This window comes from Clavibacter sp. VKM Ac-2873 (genome assembly GCF_015351075.1).
In the GTDB taxonomy this organism is placed as follows: Bacteria; Actinomycetota; Actinomycetes; order Actinomycetales; family Microbacteriaceae; genus Clavibacter.
In genome coordinates, this window is sequence record NZ_JADKRS010000002.1 from 185,268 (window position 1) to 202,865 (window position 17,598).

General features: G+C 71.8%; 16 protein-coding genes. 12 read left to right on the forward strand and 4 right to left on the reverse strand.

From position 1 onward, the window contains the following. Positions 1-71: 71 nt before the first annotated feature. Positions 72-650: an isopentenyl-diphosphate Delta-isomerase gene (idi, locus tag ITJ44_RS08070; RefSeq protein WP_194634424.1), complete on the reverse strand. Its 579-nt coding sequence runs from the start codon at positions 648-650 to the stop codon at positions 72-74. Between the two features lie 44 nt (positions 651-694). On the opposite strand from idi, the gene ITJ44_RS08075 reads away from it, so the two are divergent. The 7 genes from ITJ44_RS08075 to ITJ44_RS08105 all read left to right on the forward strand — a co-directional run bounded on the left by ITJ44_RS08075 (position 695) and on the right by ITJ44_RS08105 (position 8,915). After that, entirely contained in the window at positions 695-1,765 is a 1,071-nt protein-coding gene (locus tag ITJ44_RS08075) for a polyprenyl synthetase family protein (protein ID WP_370551651.1), read from the forward strand. Beyond that, on the forward strand, positions 1,762-4,422 hold the full coding sequence (crtI, locus tag ITJ44_RS08080; protein WP_194634426.1) for a phytoene desaturase family protein: 2,661 nt from the start codon (positions 1,762-1,764) through the stop codon (positions 4,420-4,422). Before ITJ44_RS08075 ends, crtI begins: the two co-directional genes overlap by 4 nt. Further along, positions 4,422-4,766, forward strand: coding sequence for a lycopene cyclase domain-containing protein (locus ITJ44_RS08085; protein ID WP_194634428.1), 345 nt, complete (start codon positions 4,422-4,424; stop codon positions 4,764-4,766). The genes crtI and ITJ44_RS08085 overlap by 1 nt, the downstream gene beginning before the upstream one ends. Continuing rightward, on the forward strand, positions 4,763-5,131 hold the full coding sequence (locus tag ITJ44_RS08090) for a lycopene cyclase domain-containing protein (RefSeq protein ID WP_194634430.1): 369 nt from the start codon (positions 4,763-4,765) through the stop codon (positions 5,129-5,131). The genes ITJ44_RS08085 and ITJ44_RS08090 overlap by 4 nt, the downstream gene beginning before the upstream one ends. Further along, entirely contained in the window at positions 5,124-6,020 is an 897-nt protein-coding gene (locus tag ITJ44_RS08095) for a prenyltransferase (protein WP_194634432.1), read from the forward strand. Before ITJ44_RS08090 ends, ITJ44_RS08095 begins: the two co-directional genes overlap by 8 nt. 88 nt (positions 6,021-6,108) lie before the next feature. Continuing rightward, positions 6,109-7,791 carry an N-6 DNA methylase gene (locus tag ITJ44_RS08100; protein WP_194634435.1) on the forward strand — a complete coding sequence of 561 codons (1,683 nt, stop codon included), beginning with the start codon at positions 6,109-6,111 and terminating at the stop codon, positions 7,789-7,791. Further along, positions 7,788-8,915, forward strand: coding sequence for a BsuBI/PstI family type II restriction endonuclease (locus tag ITJ44_RS08105; RefSeq protein ID WP_194634437.1), 1,128 nt, complete (start codon positions 7,788-7,790; stop codon positions 8,913-8,915). Before ITJ44_RS08100 ends, ITJ44_RS08105 begins: the two co-directional genes overlap by 4 nt. Positions 8,916-8,995: 80 nt before the next feature. Here the strand turns inward: ITJ44_RS08105 and ITJ44_RS08110 are convergent, their stop codons facing one another. Further along, positions 8,996-9,316 (reverse strand): hypothetical protein, encoded by a 321-nt coding sequence (locus ITJ44_RS08110; RefSeq protein WP_194634439.1) that lies wholly within the window; start codon positions 9,314-9,316, stop codon positions 8,996-8,998. 137 nt (positions 9,317-9,453) lie between these two features. Here ITJ44_RS08110 and ITJ44_RS08115 point away from each other — a divergent pair, with 137 nt between their 5' ends. Next, on the forward strand, positions 9,454-10,176 hold the full coding sequence (locus tag ITJ44_RS08115; RefSeq protein ID WP_194634440.1) for a hypothetical protein: 723 nt from the start codon (positions 9,454-9,456) through the stop codon (positions 10,174-10,176). Between the two features lie 40 nt (positions 10,177-10,216). On the opposite strand, the gene ITJ44_RS08120 is transcribed toward ITJ44_RS08115, so the two are convergent. Further along, complete coding sequence (locus tag ITJ44_RS08120) at positions 10,217-11,233, reverse strand: LysR substrate-binding domain-containing protein (protein WP_194634442.1); 1,017 nt, start codon at positions 11,231-11,233, stop codon at positions 10,217-10,219. 103 nt (positions 11,234-11,336) lie between these two features. Here ITJ44_RS08120 and ITJ44_RS08125 point away from each other — a divergent pair, with 103 nt between their 5' ends. Then, positions 11,337-11,768, forward strand: a complete 432-nt coding sequence (locus ITJ44_RS08125) for a DUF5997 family protein (protein ID WP_194634444.1) — start codon at positions 11,337-11,339, stop codon at positions 11,766-11,768. 109 nt (positions 11,769-11,877) lie between these two features. After that, positions 11,878-13,347, forward strand: coding sequence for a DUF2079 domain-containing protein (locus tag ITJ44_RS08130; RefSeq protein WP_194634446.1), 1,470 nt, complete (start codon positions 11,878-11,880; stop codon positions 13,345-13,347). 117 nt (positions 13,348-13,464) lie between these two features. On the opposite strand, the gene ITJ44_RS08135 is transcribed toward ITJ44_RS08130, so the two are convergent. Next, a complete protein-coding gene (locus ITJ44_RS08135) occupies positions 13,465-14,904 on the reverse strand; it encodes a CitMHS family transporter (protein ID WP_228494901.1) in 1,440 nt (479 codons plus the stop codon). A 160-nt stretch (positions 14,905-15,064) separates the two neighbouring features. On the opposite strand from ITJ44_RS08135, the gene ITJ44_RS08140 reads away from it, so the two are divergent. Together ITJ44_RS08140 and ITJ44_RS08145 are read left to right on the forward strand one after the other, a co-directional pair. Beyond that, a complete protein-coding gene (locus ITJ44_RS08140) occupies positions 15,065-16,930 on the forward strand; it encodes a Spo0B domain-containing protein (protein WP_194634450.1) in 1,866 nt (621 codons plus the stop codon). After that, positions 16,927-17,589, forward strand: a complete 663-nt coding sequence (locus tag ITJ44_RS08145) for a response regulator (RefSeq protein ID WP_194634452.1) — start codon at positions 16,927-16,929, stop codon at positions 17,587-17,589. The genes ITJ44_RS08140 and ITJ44_RS08145 overlap by 4 nt, the downstream gene beginning before the upstream one ends. Positions 17,590-17,598 lie beyond the last annotated feature (9 nt).

A 17,598-nucleotide genomic window follows, 5' to 3' on the forward strand; every position in this document is an offset into this window, starting at 1 on the left:
TCTCTGTCATACGCGCAACCTAGTCATCGTTGTCCGCTCGCTTCACCGGGATGCACAGCATGCAGCAGACTTCAGGCGGCGGGCAGCGCGTCGGCGTCCGCCTTCGCCAGCCCCGCGTGCGCCGCGTGCTCCGGGTACAGCAGCGGCAGCTGCAGCGTGAGCCACGGGCTGAAGGCCCACGGCGTGTGGGCGACCGCGGGGATGAGCTCCTCGGGATCCACCCACTGGAACTCGCCGACCTCCTCGGGCCGCGGATCCACCGGTGTGGCCGCGATCGCCCGGAACACGGGGCAGATCTCGTTCTCGACGACGCCCGCGGCATCGGTGGCCCGGTAGCGGAAGTCGGGCAGCACGAGCTCGACGGACGCGAGCGTGAGGCCCAGCTCCTGCTCGGCGCGGCGGTGCACGGCCTCGAGCATGTCCTCGTCAGGCGCGGGGTGGCCGCAGAACGAGTTGGTCCAGACGCCCGGCCAGGTGAGCTTGCCGATCGCGCGGCGCGTGACGAGGATCCGCCCCTCCGCGTCGAACACGTGGCACGAGAACGCGAGGTGCAGCGCGGTGTCGCGGGTGTGGACCGTCGCCTTGGGCGCCGTCCCGATGGTCTCGCCGTCGTCGTCCAGGAGGACGACGAGCTCGGTGTGCTGTGACATGCGCTCCCTGCTTTCCGTTACCCCCTCGATGTTAGGTTTCATCCGTGGACGCCACCAACCTCGCTGCCGTCTCCACCACGAGGCAGGCCCATGTGAACGGCGTGCTGGATGCGTTCTTCGCCCGCTCGCTCGTCCGGGCCGAGGTCATGGGCCCCGAGTACGTGAAGCTGTGGCGCACGCTCGAGTCGAACACGGCGGGCGGCAAGCGGTTCCGGCCCCGCATGGTGATGGCCGCGTACGACGGCCTCGGCGGCCAGGACGTGCAGGCCGCGGCCCACGTCGGCGCCGCGTTCGAGATGCTGCACACCGCGCTCATCGTCCACGACGACGTCATCGACCGCGACTTCACGAGGCGCGGCGGCCCCAACGTCTCCGGCGCCTACCGCGACATCGCCACCACGCAGGGCCTGCCCCAGCCGCTCGCCGAGCACCGCGGCATGTCGGCCGCCGTCATCGCTGGGGATCTGGCGCTCGTCAACGCCTACCGCCTGATCGACGCGAGCGGCGTGCGCGACCTGACGCGGGCGCACCTCCTGGAGATCCTCGACGACGCCGTGTTCGCATCGGCCGCGGGCGAGCTCATCGACGTCGAGTTCTCGCTCACCGCGGACGTGCCGAGCGTCGACGAGATCCTCCGCATGGAGCGGCTCAAGACCGCCGTGTACTCGTTCGAGGCGCCGCTGCAGGCGGGCGCCGTGCTCGCCGGCGCGAGCCCCGCGATCGTCTCGGCGCTCGGCGACTTCGGCCGCGACATCGGCATCGCCTACCAGGTGGTCGACGACGTGCTCGGCGTCTTCGGCGACGAGCAGGAGACGGGCAAGACGAACCTCGGCGACCTCCGCGAGGGCAAGCGCACCGTGCTCATCGCGCACGCCGTGCGCTCGTCGGAGTGGGGCGAGATCAGCGCGCTCGTCGGCAAGGACGACCTCTCCCGCGGCGAGGCGGCGCTCGTCCGCTCGGTGCTGGAGAGCTCGGGCGCCCGGGCCTTCGCCGAGGGCGTCGCGCGGGACCTCGCGGTCGCCGCCGTCGCGCGCCTCGACGATCCCGTCGTGCCGGAGGCGCTCCGCCGGGAGCTCGCGCCCGTCGCGGAGTCCGTGCTCGGGCGCATCCGATGACGCGTCGCCTCCCCGGCCGCCGGCCCGCCGCCCCCGAGGAGCCCACGGGCCTCGAGAAGTACGACCGCGTGGCGCAGGAGACGGCCTCCGTCGTGATCCGCCGCTACTCCACCTCCTTCGGCCTGGCGTCCCGGCTGCTCGGCGCCGACGTCCGCCAGCACATCGAGAACGTGTACGCGCTCGTGCGCGTGGCCGACGAGATCGTCGACGGCGCCGCGGCCGGTGCCGGCGTGGATCCCGCGCACGTCGAGGAGCTGCTCGACGCGCTGGAGCAGGAGACCGAGGACGCCATGCTCCGCGGCTACAGCACCAACCTCGTCGTGCACGCGTTCGCGATCACGGCCCGCCGCGCGGGCTTCGGCGCCGAGCTCACCGCGCCGTTCTTCGCCTCCATGCGCATGGACCTGCGCCGGATGGAGCACACGCCCGCGTCCTTCACGGAGTACGTGTACGGATCCGCCGAGGTCGTCGGACTCATGTGCCTGCGCGCGTTCCTGGTCGGCCACGCGACGACGCGGCCGGAGCGGATCCGCTTCGAGGAGGGCGCCAAGCGCCTGGGCGCCGCGTTCCAGAAGGTCAACTTCCTGCGCGACCTCGCCGCCGACCACGGCGCGCTCGGCCGCAGCTACTTCCCCGGCGTCGACGTCGCGAGCTTCTCCGAGGCCGACAAGGAGCGCATCCTCGACGACATCGACCACGACCTCCGCATGTCCGGCGCCGTGATCCCCGACCTCCCCGCCTCCAGCCGCCGCGCCGTCGCGCTCGCCCAGGGCCTGTTCGCCGAGCTCGCCGTCCGCCTGCGCGACACCCCCGCGTCCGAGCTCGTGCGCACGCGCGTTCGGGTGCCGGATCCGGTCAAGGCCCGCATCGCGCTCGCCGCCGCCGCGGGCGCCGAGCCGTCCGGGGTCGACGGCCGCCTCGTCCGCCGGTCGCGCGGACCCCGCGCGCACTCCGCCCGCCCGACCCCCGCGTTCCGTGATCTCGCCGTCCGCCCCGCCCCGACCGAGCCCGCCCCGACCGAGCCCGCCCCGTCCGACCCCGAGCAGCAGGAGAGCGCCATGACCGCACCCACCGCCATCGTGATCGGCGGCGGGATCGCCGGCCTCGCCTCCGCGGCGCTCCTCGCCCGCGACGGCTACCGCGTCACCCTCGTCGAGGGCCGCGACGAGGTCGGCGGCCGCGCGGGCTCCTGGGAGAGGGACGGCTTCCGCTTCGACCTCGGCCCCAGCTGGTACCTGATGCCCGAGGTGTTCGACCACTTCTTCCATCTGTTGGGCACGAGCGCGGCCGAGCAGCTCGACCTCGTGCGCCTCCCGGGCTACCGCGTGCTCTTCGAGGGCGACCCCGACCCCATCGACATCCGCGACTCCCGCGAGGCGAACCTCGACCTGTTCGAGAGCGTCGAGCCCGGATCCCGCCCCGCCATGGCCCGCTACCTCGACTCCGCGAAGGACGTCTACGAGGTCGCGAAGAAGCGCTTCCTCTACACGACCTTCTCCGACTACCGGCCGCTGCTGAAGCGCGACGTCGTCACCCGCACGGGCACGCTCGCGAAGCTGCTGCTCACGCCGCTCGAGACGCACGTCGCGCGGTACGTGAAGGACCGGCGCCTGCGCCAGATCCTCGGCTACCCGGCCGTCTTCCTCGGCTCGTCGCCGAAGCTCGCCCCGAGCATGTACCACCTGATGAGCCACCTCGACCTCGAGGACGGCGTGCTCTACCCGCAGGGCGGCCTCATCACCGTGATCGACGCGATCGAGCGGGTCGCGCGGGCCGAGGGCGTCGAGATCCGCACGGGCGTGCCCGTCTCGCGCATCCTCACCGAGCCGACGACGGCCGGGAAGGCGCGGGCGCGCGGCGTGCAGATCACGACCGACGCCGGCACCGAGACGCTCGACGCCGACGTGGTCGTCTCCACCGCCGACCTGCACCACACCGAGACCGAGCTCGTCCCCGAGGCGTTCCGCACCTACCCGCAGTCCTACTGGGACAAGGCCACCGCCGGCCCCGGCGCGGTGCTCGTCTACCTCGGCGTCCGCGGCGAGCTGCCCGAGCTGCACCACCACACGCTGCTGTTCACGGAGGACTGGGACGAGAACTTCTCCCGCATCTTCCCGCCGAAGGGCGGCACGACCTCGGTGCCGGATCCCGCGAGCATCTACGTCTGCAAGCCCAGCGCCACCGACCCGTCGGTCGCGCCCGACGGCCACGAGAACGTCTTCATCCTCGTGCCCATCCCGGCCGACCCGACCATCGGCCGCGGCGGCATCGACGGCGCGGGCGACGCCCGTGTGGAGGAGATCGCCGACCGGGCCATCCAGCAGATCAGCGACTGGGCCGGCATCCCCGACCTCGCCGAGCGCATCGTCCTCCGCCGCACCTCGGGCCCCGGCGACTTCGCGGGCGACCTGCACTCGTGGAAGGGCACCATCCTCGGGCCCGCCCACACGCTCACGCAGTCGGCCATGTTCCGCGCCGGCAACACGAGCAAGAAGGTCGACGGGCTGCACTACGCCGGCGGATCCACCATCCCCGGCATCGGCCTGCCCATGTGCCTCATCAGCGCGGAGGTCCTCGTGAAGCGCCTCCGCGACGACACGTCGACCGGCCCGGGCGCCGTGCCGCTCGTGCGCACGGTCGGCCGCCCGGTGGTCTGATGGGCCTCGTCTACCTGGTGCTGCTGCTCGGCGCGCTCGGCTGCATGATGCTCATCGACCGGCGGTGGCGCCTGTTCTTCTGGCGCGACCGCACGGCGGCGATCCTCACGACCCTCATCGGCGTCGCCTTCTTCCTCGCGTGGGACATCGCGGGCATCTCGCAGGGCATCTTCTTCCGCGGGGAGACGTCGTTCATGACGGGCATCCTCGTGGGGCCCGAGCTGCCGCTCGAGGAGGTCTTCTTCCTCACGCTGCTCTGCTACCTCACGATGAACCTCGTCAACGGGTTCAGCCGCCTCGCCGACCACCACGTCGCCCGGGCCAGGGAGCGCGCGAACCGATGAGCTACCTCGCGCTCGACGTGCTGTTCCTGATCCCCGTCGCGGTCGTCGGGTTCCTGTTCCGCCGCCTCCTGCTGCGCGAGGCGAACGCGGTGCCCTACGGATCCAGCCGCTTCGACTACCCCGAGTACTACTGGTACCGGCGGATGCCCGTCGTGATCCTGCTCGTGATGACGCTGATCTTCGACAACATCATGATCAAGGTCGGCCTCGTCGGCTACGACGACGACAAGCTGGTGGGCCTCATCCTCGGCTACGCGCCCATCGAGGACTTCGCCTACGCGATCGCCGCGCTCGTGCTGCTGCCCGCGGTCTGGTACCTGCTGCGCCGCCGCCGCAGCGTCTCCGGGATCGAAGCGCATGAGTGACGTGCGCGCGCGGCCCGGCGCCGCGGAGATGCTGCGCACCATCGCGCTCTCGTCGCGCCCGCTCTCCTGGGTGAACACGGCGTTCCCGTTCGCGGCCGCGTACCTCACGGTGACGCGCGAGATCGACCTCACGGCGATCCTCGGCACCCTCTACTTCCTCATCCCGTACAACCTGGCGATGTACGGCATCAACGACGTCTTCGACTACGAGTCCGACATGCGGAACCCGCGGAAGGGCGGCGTGGAGGGCGCCGTGCTCGCGCGCGCCATGCACCGGCCGGTGCTGGTCGCGGTGCTCGTCACGAACGTGCCGTTCCTCGCGTACCTCGTGGCCGTGGGATCCGCGGCGAGCCTCGCGGTGCTCGCCGTGAGCGTCTTCGCCGTGATCGCGTACTCGCTCAAGGGCCTCCGCTTCAAGGAGCGGCCGGTGCTCGACTCCCTCACCTCGAGCACGCACTTCACGTCCCCCGCGGTCTACGGCATCGTGCTCGCGGGCGGCGCGTTCACGCCCGCGCTGTGGGCGATCCTCGCGGCGTTCTTCCTGTGGGGGGTCGCCTCGCACGCGTTCGGCGCGGTGCAGGACATCGTGGCCGATCGCGAGGGCGGCATCTCCTCCATCGCGACCGTGCTCGGCGGCGCCGCGACCGTGCGCATCGCGGTGCTCGCCTACGCCGCGGCCGGGGTCGCGATGCTGTTCACCGGGCTGCCGGGGATCATCGCCAGCGTGCTCGTGATCCCGTACATCCTCAGCACCGCGCCGTTCTGGTCGATCCGCGACGAGGACGCGGGAGCCGCGAACCGCGGCTGGCGCCGCTTCCTCGGCCTGAACTTCCTGTCCGGCTTCGTGGTGACGATGCTCCTCATCGCGTACTGGCTCACGAACGCCTGACGCATCCGGGGCCAGCGATCTCGGACGGTCGTCCGGGGACGCGCGGGCCCTCCCAAACTAAGTCGTCTGCTCTCGGTATGGTGTCCGCATGAGTTGGGCTCCGAGGCTGAAGATGGCGACCCTTCCGCAGGCGGCCTCAGAGTTCGAGCAGGCGCTCGCATCGATGCGGCCGTGGTGGGCCGCTCGTGTCGAGAAGGCTGGACTTCCCGCGGCGTGGGCCGACCTCGACCATGCACTCGACGCCCGCCCGCCCGCGCCCATTCCGGCGACGACATCGCTCGAGATCGCATTAGACAGCTGGGCCCTTGGCACGCAGTACGTCGGCACCCTCGATTCTCACGTGCGCTCGGAGCATGGTCGTCATTACACCCCGCGCGATCTCGCCGAGCGCCTTTGGGCGATGCTGCGTGACGCCCTCAAATTTGGTGCCGACCCTCACGCTATGCCGGGACTCATTCGCGACCCAGCCGTCGGCGCGGGTGCGCTTCTTATCCCTGTTCTTCGGGAGCACCTAAAAGCCAGCGAATCCGTCGACCCAGTGCTCGTCCTCCGCTCGCTGCCGAACTTCATCGAGGGTCTCGATAACGATCCTTGGGCTGTTTATCTGGCGAATGTCACGCTCGCCGCCGAAATGCTGCCGACTCTCGCGCGAGTATCCGAAAACTTGCGGCGTCCGCTTCCCTCGCTCGCTCGAATCGGTGACGGACTTGCGGCCGACCTTCCTCCCGCACACTCGTGGATAATGAATCCGCCGTACGGCCGTCAGCGTCTCACGACGGAACGTCGCGAGCAATTCATCGACACCCTCTACGGGCACGCGAATCTTTACGGCATGTTCATGGCCTCGGCCCTCGACAAGACTCACGCCGACGGCGCGATTGCCGCACTAGTCCCGACGAGCTTTGCATCCGGGCTTTACTTCCATCGCCTCCGACGGCAGTTGAGCGAGCGCACACCCCTTCGATCTCTCGCATTCGTTCACCAGCGGAACGGTGTCTTCGGGGGAGTGCTACAGGAGACGTGTCTCGCTGTCTTCACCGCCCGACGCGGACGGCGAGTCGAGATCACCCGCGTGAATGGCTCCGTGGCCCGGGTTGCGTCTGTCCCGACTCCTCGCACTAGTGAACCTTGGCTTCTACCCCGTGAGTCGTCTGATGCCGCATTAGCCGCCGTCGCAGCTTCACTTCCCAACACATTAAGTTCCGCTGGTTGGCATGCTTCGACAGGGCCGCTCGTATGGAATCGCCGTCGCGAGGACCTGTACCGGCGTTCCGCTATCGATCGCAGTCACATCGTGTGGGCGGCCGACATCGACGACGGGAAAGTCGGCCGGAACGCAAAGCGCAACACGATGCGTTACCTGAAGCTCCATGGCCTCGCTGATCAGAAGACAATGTCCCTCTCTGCTCCTGCCATTCTCGTTCAGCGGACGACCGCCCCCGAGCAGACGCGCAGACTAGTAGTAGCGGAGCTGACTCAGGTGGAACTGGATCGGTTGGGCGGAAGCGTGGTCATCGAGAATCACCTCAACGTCCTGAAGCCGACCCACGTTGCTCCGCTCGTGTCGCGCGCCACTCTCGCCGCTGTCTTGGCGTCGCGGGTCTTCGATCGACTCATGCGCTGTATCTCCGGCTCCGTCGCGGTGAGTTCGTATGAACTTGCGGCGCTGCCGCTGCCCGACGCAGAGACGCTCAACTCGTGGGAAGGGCTCACAGGCGAAGAACTTGAAAGAGCCATTGAGCAAGCGTATTCCGTGAGGCCGAGGCCATGAACGTGTTCCTACCCACCGTCTCCGTTGACGTCGCTGCCCAGCGACTCGGTCTCATTTTCCCAATCCTTAGCTTTGATACGACTCTCAGTAACGCGCTTGCGGCGCATGCGCTGCGCGCCTTGATCTATGTGGGAGCCGTTCACGACAGTGACGGCGACGCCGAGCAGGCATTCATGCGGCCCTCAATGGCACTGTGGCTGAGTGACGACGCTGCTTCTCACGTCACTGAGGAGGAGCGTCGCTCCTGGCACGCGGCAGCGTCCCGCTCCGCCGTAGCAGTCGCGCGACTGGAGGCAGAATGGGGGATTACGTTCCGGCCCGGGTACGCGGAGAACACGCGCGAATCACTGCGCGAGACTCTTGACGGTTGGCTAGAGTACGGCGCGCTCCTTCAGCGAAGCGGCATCGCGAATAACTATCCGGGTCCACGGTGGCAGCTGACTCGCGAGTTCGCCGCACTTTTCGATCCCTCCTTGAGCGGCAACAACCTCGCTGCCGCAATCGGATCTTGGGTACTGGATCATATGAGCGCACTCGGCCGCTACCGTTCGCAGGCCGTGCGTCAACTGGCTCAGGAGGCTCACGCAGTCGATGTGGTGCTCCCCGGCGGGCGACATCGTCAGTTGACGCCTGGCGACGCGTCGCGCATTTTGAAGGGAGTCGTTGAGGACTGGGCGCCGCGGAAACTACACACGCCGCGCGTGCTCACAATTTCGGAGCCTGGTGATCAAATTTTCGTCGCCGATGCGAAGACTCTCAGCCAGATCGGTATGGAGATCGACCAATCGTCGCTTCTCCCTGATTGCTTGATCGTCGATATTGGAGCTTCACCCGTCGAGCTTTGGCTAATAGAGGCCGTTGCGACGGATGGCGTAATCACTGAGCGGCGTAAGTCTGAATTCATATCATGGGCCGCATCGCAGGGCATCCCATCAGCATCGTGCCGCTTCATGACCGCATTCGTTTCCCGGAACTCCCCGATAGCCAAGCGTCGTCTGAAAGACCTCGCATCCGAGACCACTGCTTGGTTCTTGAATGAGCCCGAGCATGAACTAAAATGGTCCATTATCGATAGGACCGGATACGTTCCCGTGCTCGCGGTCGTAACGCCGATCGACGGCTAGATAAATTCTTCCGGGTACTGCGACGTAAGCTAGCGCCGCGCGCCGTCGCGGCGGCGGCCGGCCGCGGCACCACGCTCCGCTCAGTAGTGCGTCGGCAGCATGCCGGTGGCGAGCTCGCGGCGGCGGCGGGCGTGCTCGCCCGCGAAGGAGAGCAGCTCCATGTCGTGCTCGCGCATCCACGCGACCGCGGCCTCCAGCGTGACGGCCGTCGACACCCACACCCGTCGGCCGGAGTCGTCGACCGCGTCGGCGTACACCTCGAACACGGGATCCGCGCCGGCCGCGCGCACGGTGGGCACCACGTAGCCGAGGACGGGCTGCGACGCGACCTGCACGCGCCAGGCGCCCTGATGGAAGCGGGCGTGCGGGTGGGGGACGAGGGGCTCGGGCTCGCGGATCATCTGGCTCCAGGTGTCAGGACGGGGGCGCGAGCACCCGGCCGTGCTCGTGGACGACGATAGGCTGTGCGTCCGACACGGGGGTGGTCGGAGCACGGTCAGCGCATGATCGACGGACGCCCCTCGACACCCAGGAGCCCATGTCACCGCCGATCCGCCTCCTCCACCAGACCGTCCGTCCCTTCGTGGCGGCGGGCCTGCGGGGCGGCATCCCGACCCCGCTGACCGCGACGGTGCCCACGGACGCGCCCGTCGGCGTGGTGCCGGGGCCGGATCCCGACCGCGTGCTCGCGCTCGGCGGCATCGGCGGCTCCGGCGTGGGCCTGCGCACCCACGCGGAGGGCGTGGCCGCGCGGTCGGCGCAGGCGCTCGCCGCGATCACCGGCCGCGGCGTCGAGTGGCGCACCGTCCCGCTCGCCGACCAGCACATCACCGCGACGCAGGAGGCCGTGCGGCAGATCACCGAGCTGCACCGCTACGACGTCGTGCTCGTGATGCCCGGGGTCGCCGACGCGCTCGAGCTCGCGCGCCTCACCCCGTGGGTCCACCGCCTCGAGGACCTGCTCGACCACCTCGTGGAGCAGACCGCCGACAACTCGATCGTGCTCGTCTCGGACGTGCCGCAGGTGTCGCAGTACGTGGAGGCCGGCACGTTCGTGCGGGGCCTCTTCCGGGATCACGCGATGTACCTCTCGCAGCGCAAGGCCGAGGTGTGCGCGCGCTTCCCGCAGGTCACGTCGGTCAAGCTGCCGGACGCGGGTCCCGTCGACTTCGAGGGCGGCGAGTTCCGCTACGCCTCCATGTACCGCCGCTGGGGCGAGCACGTGGGCCGCGTGGTCGCCGACCTCCAGGCGGGGCGCTGACCGGGTCCGGCCGGCCGGGCGGATCCCTCCGCTCGCGCCCCTAGCGCCCGCGTCGCTGGCCGCGCGGCGGGGGAGTGCGCTTGCCGCCGCCCTTCGGGGCCGGCTTCTTCGCGCCCGCGGCGCCCGGCTTGCCCGCGGCCTTGCGCGCGGTCTTCTGCGCGGCGGTCGGCTTCCGGCGGTCGCGCTCGTCGTCATCGCGGGACGAGCGGGAGCTCGCGGCGGTGCGCCCGCGGACGATGCCCACGAGCTCCTCGATGTCGGGGGAGGCGTCGCCCTCGCGCCAGGCCACGGCGATCCGCGTCTCGGGCAGGTCGTGCACCGGCACCGCGACGACGTCCTTGCGCGCGTGCAGCCGGCCGAGCGCGTGCGGCACCACCACGAAGCCGACGCCCGCGGCCACCAGCTCGACGGCCGCGGCGACGTCGTCGGGCATAGGGACGGGATCGGCGCCCGCCGTGCGCCCGGGCCATCCCGGCACCTGGTCGGCGGGCTGCAGCAGCAGGTCGTCCGCCAGCTCGGCGATCCCGACCGCGTCGGCCGTCGCGCGCGGGTGCTCCTTGGGCAGGATCGCGACCTGCACCTCGCCGTAGATCGGCACGATCGTGAGGCCGCGGCCGTCGACGGGGAGGCGGAGGAACGCGACGTCCGCGGATCCGTCGACGAGGGCCGGAGCCGCGTCGGGCTCGGCGAGCGGCACGACCCGCAGCGGCACGTCGGCCACGCGCTCGTCCCAGGCGCGGGTCCACTTGGCGACGGTGACGCCCGGGACGATGGCGACGACGAGCCCCCGCGGCGGCGCGGCGGCCTCCTCGGCCCGGCGGGCATCCTCCGCGGCGATGGCGGCGCGGGCCTGCGGCAGCCGCTCCTCGCCTGCGGGGCTGAGGCGCGTGGGGCCGTCGTCGCGCACGAACAGCTCGACGCCCCACAGCGCCTCGAGGTCGAGGATCGAGCGGCTCACGGCGATGCGCGAGACGTTGAGGGCCTTCGCGGCGCGGGCGAAGTGCAGCTCGTCGGCGACGGCGGCGAAGTGCCGGAGGGCGGTCGGATCGGCGTCCACGGGGGTCCCCTCGATGGCCCGCTCGATGGTGGCGCGCGGAGCGGCGGCGGGTCCGATCCAGGCTAGTGCAGGGCAGCCGGGGCCCCGACGGTACCCTGGGCTCATGACGAGCCCCGGATCCAGCCAGACGATGAAGGCCGCGACCGCGGCGAAGAAGCTGGGCGTGCACCTGCCGGCGACCCCCGTGGAGTTCCAGGAGTCGACCCCGTCCCGGGCCGAGCTCGCCGAGATGCACGAGAACCCGCCCGAGTGGCTGGCCACCCTGCTGCGCGACGGACCCCACCCGCGCCAGGTCATCGCCGGCAAGCTCGGCATCTCCATCGCCGGCCTCGCCCGCGGCGGCGTCGACGAGGCGCTCACCACCGCCCAGATCAAGGAGCTGCTGCAGGCCCCGCCGCAGTGGCTCGTGCAGGAGCGCGCGACGCAGGCCGAGGTGCGCGAGGAGCAGATCCGCGTGAAGAACCGCGACGCCGGGCGCGCCGCGATGGCCGCCGAGCGCGAGCGCCAGGAGGGCACGGGCGGCGCGCGCCGCTGAGCCCCGACCCTCCCCGCCGCAGCGACCGGGCCGGCACCGACCGGCCCTGAGCGGATGATCCCGGGGATCGCGCCCCCTCGCACCAGGCCCCGCATGAGACCCTGAAGCCGTGACCCGCACGAACGACACGGCCCGCCGCCACGCCGCCGACGACGACGGCTCCGTCGAGCCGGATCCCACGTCCGCCCTCCGCGCGCCCCTCAGCGGATCCCGCGTCCCCGGCACGGTCGGCGTCATCGTCGTCGCCGCGCTCGTCACGGCCGTCTACGTGCTCTACTCGGCGCTCGAGTGGCGCCGCTTCACCGTGAAGTCGTGGGACCTCGGCATCTTCACGCAGCTCGCGCAGGACTACGCGCACCTCCGGGCGCCGCTCGTCTCCATCAAGGGCGACGGCTTCAACCTCATGGGCGACCACTTCCACCCGATCCTCGTGCTGCTCGGCCCGGTCTACGCCGTCTGGCCGCACGCGTTCGCGCTGCTCGTGGTGCAGGCCGTCCTCATCGGGATCTCGGTGGTCGGGATCGGCCGCCTGGCCGGCCGGGTCGCGGGCCGGTGGGGCGCGATCGTCGTCGCGGCGGCGTACGGGCTGAGCTGGGGGATCCAGGGCGCGGTCGCGTTCCAGTTCCACGAGATCGCGTTCGCCCTGCCGCTGCTCGCCTTCGCGCTCGACGCCGTGATCGCGCGGCGCGCGCTCGCCGCCGCCGCGTGGGCCGTGCCGCTCGTGTTCGTGAAGGAGGACCTCGGCCTCACGGTCGCGGTGCTCGGCGTGATCATCGCGCTCGCGATGGACCGCCGCATCGGGGTGGCGCTCGCCGGCTGGGGCGTCGCCTGGTTCGTGCTCGCGACCACCGTGATCCTGCCGGCCTTCAACCGCGAGGCCCGCTGGGACTACGCGTCCAAGCTCGACGCCGGCGGCGCGCTCGCGGATCCCTTCGGCACCATCGCGGGCCTCTTCGTCGCGCCGAAGCTGGAGACGGTCGCCTTCCTCGTCCTCGCGGGCGCGTTCATCGCGCTCCGCTCGCCGCTGATCCTCCTCGTGGTGCCGACGCTCGCGTGGCGCTTCCTCTCGCCGACCGAGGCGTACTGGGGGCCCGGCTACCACTACGACGCCGTGCTCATGCCCATCGTGTTCGCCGCCGCGATCGACGGCATCGTGCGCGCACGGGCGGGTCGGCAGCACTGGATCGCCGTGGCGTCCCGCGCGACCGTGCCCGTGCTCGCGATCGTCGCCGTCGCCCTGTTCTTCCGCTCGCCCATGGCCGAGCTCACGAAGCCGGCCATCTGGCAGGCGGCGCCCCGGGCCGCGCAGGCGCAGGCCGCGCTCGACCAGGTGCCGGCGGGCGCGAGCGTCCTCAGCGACATCGGCCTCATGTCGTACCTCGCCGACGACCACGAGGTCTACTGGCTCGGCAACCCGGGCAACCCCGCGCCGCAGTACGTCGTCATCGACACCCTCGGCGGCGGCCTCGGCCAGGGTGCCCTCAACGCCGACCAGTACGGCGAGGCGACGCAGGCGGGCACGGTCTACGAGATCGTCTACGCCGACGCCGGGTACCAGGTGGCGCGCCGGGTCTCGTAGCCGGCCCGCTCGCACGACGGCCCGCCGGATCCCGCGCCCGCCCGCACGCGCGGAGGCCGGGCGCTCCCCCGAGCCGCCCGGCCTCCGCGTGCGCGCGCTCCCGCGGAGCGCTCCCGGTCAGATCGGGATCACCGACGTGAGCACGCCCACGGCGAGCATCGTGAGCGACACGAGCACCGCGCGCCACAGCACCTTGCGGTGGTGGTCGCCGAGGTTCACGTCCGTGAGCGACACGAGCAGCAGGATCGCCGGCACGAGCGGGCTCTGCAGGTGCACGGGCTGTCCCGTGATGGACGCGCGCGCCATCTCGACGGGGTCGATGCCGTAGTTCGCGGCGCTCTCCGCGAGCACCGGGAGCATGCCGTAGTAGAAGGCGTCGTTGCTCATGAAGAAGGTCATCGGGATGCTGAGCACGCCGGTGATGACCGCGAGGCCCGGGCCGAGGGCGTCCGGGATGATCGTGACGAGCCACGCCGACATCGCCGAGACCATGCCCGTGCCGTTGAGCACGCCGATGAGGACGCCTGCCGCGAGCACCATCGAGACCACGCCGACCACGCTGGGCGCGTGCGCCGCGATGCGCTCGCCCTGGTGCTTGAGGTCGCGGAAGTTGGCGATCAGCGCGATGGCCGCGCCCACCATGAAGACGTAGGCGAGGGGCAGCTGGTCCATGATCAGCAGCGCGAGCACCACGATCGTGAGGCCCAGGTTGAACCAGATCATGCGCGGGCGCAGGGTCTCGCGGTCGGGGTCGAGCATGGTCGTGCCGAGCGTGGAGACGGCGGCCGTCTCGGCGCGGACGAGGGCCGGGGCCATGGTGATGAGGCCGCCGCGCGGGGTCGCGGGGGCGCCGCGACCGGCGCGCCACCAGCCCGAGCCGCCCGTGGATCCGCCGGAGCCGGAGCCGGAGCCGGAGCCGCTGCCGCCGGCGGCGTCGAGGCCGCCCTCGGCGCGCGCCTCGCCGAGCGCGGCCAGGCGGCTGCGCTCGCGGAGGCCCATGGTCCAGGCGAAGATCATGACGAGCGCGATGCCCACGAGGAGCGACGGGATCATCGGCACGAAGATGTCGGTCGGCGAGACCTTGAGGGCCGCCGCCGCGCGGACGGTCGGGCCGCCCCACGGGACGATGTTGAGCGTGCCGTTCGCGAGCCCGGCGGTGCAGGTGAGCACCACCGGGCTCATCCCGAGCTTGCGGTAGATGGGCAGCATGGCCGCCGTCGTGACGATGAAGGTCGTGGATCCGTCGCCGTCGAGGGAGACCGCGGCCGCGAGGATCGCCGTACCCAGCACGATCTTGGCCGGGTCGCCGCCCGCGAGGCGGAGGATGAGGCGCACGAGCGGGTCGAACAGGCCCACGTCGATCATGATGCCGAAGTAGATGATGGCGAACATCAGCAGCGCGGCCGTGGGGGCCAGGTCGCCGAGCGCCTCGATGACCATGTCGCCGATGCCGAGGCCGGCGCCCGCGAAGAGCCCGAAGATCGTGGGCACGAGGATGAGGGCGACCATGGGCGTCAGCCGCTTGGTCATGATGAGGGCCATGAAGGTGAGGACCATGGCGAAGCCCAGGAATACCAGCACGCGTGACTCCTTCGTCGGTGGGCGGGACGCCCGGCTGAACACCACACGCTAGGTCGGCGTCCGCATTCCGTCGCGCTTGTGCCGCTTGATCGCGATAGTGCACGTATACGAGGTTCTGCGCATTATGCTCACGATGGTGGATCGGGCGACGGGGCGACGACGGGCGGGGCTCGACTTCGCGCGCCGCACCCTCGTCCTCCAGCTGCTCGTCGTGCTCGTCGTGGTGGGCATCGCGACCGTCGCGTACGGCCTGCTCAGCTCCTCCGAGAACCGCGAGGAGGCGCAGGCGACGGCGCTCGCGATCGCCCGGACGGCCGCCGAGGATCCGGCGCTCCGGGCCGCCGTGACGGCCGAGACCGCGGATCCCACGGCGGCGGAGGCGGCCGACCTCGCCGACGGCCCCGTGCAGCGCACGGCCGAGTCCGTGCGGGAGCGCACCGGCGCGCTCTTCGTCGTGGTCACCGACGACCGCGGGCTGCGGCTCGCCCACCCGGATGCCTCGGAGCTCGGGCAGCGCGTGAGCACGGATCCGACGGTCGCGCTCGCGGGGCGCGAGGAGGTGACGTGGGCCACCGGCACGCTCGGGGAGTCGGCGCGGGCGAAGGTGCCGGTGCGGGCGCTGGACGCGGCGGTGTCGGAGGGCGGGTCCGCCGACGCTGACGCCCGCGTCGTCGGCGAGGTCAGCGTCGGCTTCGCCGCGGCGACCGTGCGCGACTCCATCGGCGTCGACATCGCGGCCATCGCGGTCGTGGCCCTGCTCGCGCTCGGCGTGGGGGCGGTGGCCAGCGGGATCCTCTCCCGGCGGCTCGCGCGCCTCACCCTCGGCCTCCAGCCGTCCGAGCTCGCCGGCCTCGTGCAGGACCAGGCGGCCGTGCTCTCCGGCGTCGGCGAGGGCGTGCTCGGCCTCGGCCCCGACGGGCGGGTGACCGTCTGCAATCCGCGCGCCGCCGCGCTCCTCGGCCTCGTGGATCCGGTCGGCCGCACGCTCGCGGACCTCTGCGTCGCGCCGGTGCTGCGCGACGCGGTCGTCGCGGCGCGGGCCGGCGCGGGATCCGCGTCCGGGCCCGTCGGCGCTCCCGCCGCCGGATCCGCGTCGCTGCGCGCGGTGGTCGACGACCGGCTCCTCTTCGTCGACGTCGCCCGCGTCGACCGCGACGGGCGCGACCTCGGCACCGTGATGGTCCTCCGCGACGAGACGGACGTCGAGGCGATGAGCCGCCGCCTCACCGCCGTCACCGCGATGTCGACGGCGCTCCGGGTGCAGCGGCACGAGTTCGCGAACCGCCTCCACGTCGTGCGCGGCCTCGTCGCCACCGGCCGGGTGGAGGAGGCCGACGACTACCTCGCCGGAGTGCTCGAGCAGGGTCCCGTCGCGTTCCCGACGGTGGACGCGGGGCTCGTCGACGAGCCCTACCTGCAGGCGTTCCTCGGCGCGAAGGCGATGGAGGCGGTGGAGCGGGGCGTGACCCTGCGGGTCGGGCCCGGCACGCTCGTGCGCGGGATCCTCGTGCGGCCCGAGGAGGTCACGACCGTCCTCGGCAACCTCGTCGACAACGCGCTGCACGCGGCCGTGCGCGGATCCCGCACCGACAGGTGGGTGGAGGTGGAGGCGCTCGACGACGGCGTCGACCTGCACCTCGCGGTCGCGGACTCGGGCGACGGGCTCGGCTCGGCGGACGCCGCGGGGATCTTCCGGCGCCGGCCCGACGACGTGGGCGGGGCCGCGGAGGCGCTCGCGGCGGCCGGGGGAGCGGATCCCGCGCACGGGCTCGGCTTCGGGCTGCCGCTCGTGCGCGACATCGCCCGGCGCGACGGCGGGGACGTGTGGGTCGCGGATCCCGGCGGCCCGCCGCCCCACGCGGAGTCCGGCGCGGTGTTCTGCGCGCGGCTCGCGGGCGTGGTCGAACCGCCCGACGCGGATCCGGCAGAGGACGACTCGCCCGCCTCCGACGAGGAACCCCACGATCCCGCCACCCCCGACCCCGACGGAGCGCCCGCATGACCGACGACCTCACCGTCCTGATCGTCGACGACGACTTCCGCATCGCCCGCCTGCACGAGGGCATCGTGGAGCAGGCGCCGGGCTTCCGGGCCGTCGGCACCGCGGGCAGCGTGCGGGCGGCGCTCGCCGTGCTCGACACCTCGCGCCCCGACCTCGTGCTGCTGGACGCGTACCTGCCCGACGGCAGCGGGATCGACCTGGTGCGGCGCATCGAGCCCGACGTGATCCTCGTCACGGCCGCGGACGACCCCGCGACCGTCCGCCGGGCGCTGCGCGGCGGCGCCGTCTCCTACCTCGTGAAGCCGTTCGCGCCCGAGCTGCTCACCGCGCGCCTCGCGGCCTACGCGGCCTTCCGCGCCGGGCTCGCGAGCGACCGCCCGCTCGACCAGGCCGGCATCGACCGCGCGATCCACGCCCTGCGGCCCGGCAGGGTCTCGGCGCGCGAGCGACCCGCGACGGAGCAGGCCGTGCTCGACGCCCTGTCCGCGTCCGACCAGGAGCTGAGCGCCCCGGAGATCGCCGAGCGGGTGGGCGTCTCCCGCGCCACCGCGCAGCGCTACCTCGGCGCGCTCGCCCGCGATCGCGTGGTCGACGTGCAGCTCAACTACGGATCCACGGGCCGCCCGGAGCACCGCTACCGGATCCTGCGGCCGCGGTAGCCGGCCCGC

What these genes read in the sequence shown, in the direction of transcription:
- ITJ44_RS08100 (WP_194634435.1), top strand. Translation starts at nt 6,109, where the DNA reads ATGAGTTGGGCTCCGAGGCTGAAGATGGCGACCCTTCCGCAGGCGGCC.
- ITJ44_RS08145 (WP_194634452.1), top strand. Translation starts at nt 16,927, where the DNA reads ATGACCGACGACCTCACCGTCCTGATCGTCGACGACGACTTCCGCATC.
- ITJ44_RS08125 (WP_194634444.1), top strand. Translation starts at nt 11,337, where the DNA reads ATGACGAGCCCCGGATCCAGCCAGACGATGAAGGCCGCGACCGCGGCG.
- ITJ44_RS08090 (WP_194634430.1), top strand. Translation starts at nt 4,763, where the DNA reads ATGAGCTACCTCGCGCTCGACGTGCTGTTCCTGATCCCCGTCGCGGTC.
- ITJ44_RS08095 (WP_194634432.1), top strand. Translation starts at nt 5,124, where the DNA reads ATGAGTGACGTGCGCGCGCGGCCCGGCGCCGCGGAGATGCTGCGCACC.
- crtI (WP_194634426.1), top strand. Translation starts at nt 1,762, where the DNA reads ATGACGCGTCGCCTCCCCGGCCGCCGGCCCGCCGCCCCCGAGGAGCCC.
- ITJ44_RS08085 (WP_194634428.1), top strand. Translation starts at nt 4,422, where the DNA reads ATGGGCCTCGTCTACCTGGTGCTGCTGCTCGGCGCGCTCGGCTGCATG.
- ITJ44_RS08115 (WP_194634440.1), top strand. Translation starts at nt 9,454, where the DNA reads ATGTCACCGCCGATCCGCCTCCTCCACCAGACCGTCCGTCCCTTCGTG.
- ITJ44_RS08135 (WP_228494901.1), bottom strand. Translation starts at nt 14,904, where the DNA reads ATGGTCCTCACCTTCATGGCCCTCATCATGACCAAGCGGCTGACGCCC.
- ITJ44_RS08105 (WP_194634437.1), top strand. Translation starts at nt 7,788, where the DNA reads ATGAACGTGTTCCTACCCACCGTCTCCGTTGACGTCGCTGCCCAGCGA.
- ITJ44_RS08110 (WP_194634439.1), bottom strand. Translation starts at nt 9,316, where the DNA reads ATGATCCGCGAGCCCGAGCCCCTCGTCCCCCACCCGCACGCCCGCTTC.
- idi (WP_194634424.1), bottom strand. Translation starts at nt 650, where the DNA reads ATGTCACAGCACACCGAGCTCGTCGTCCTCCTGGACGACGACGGCGAG.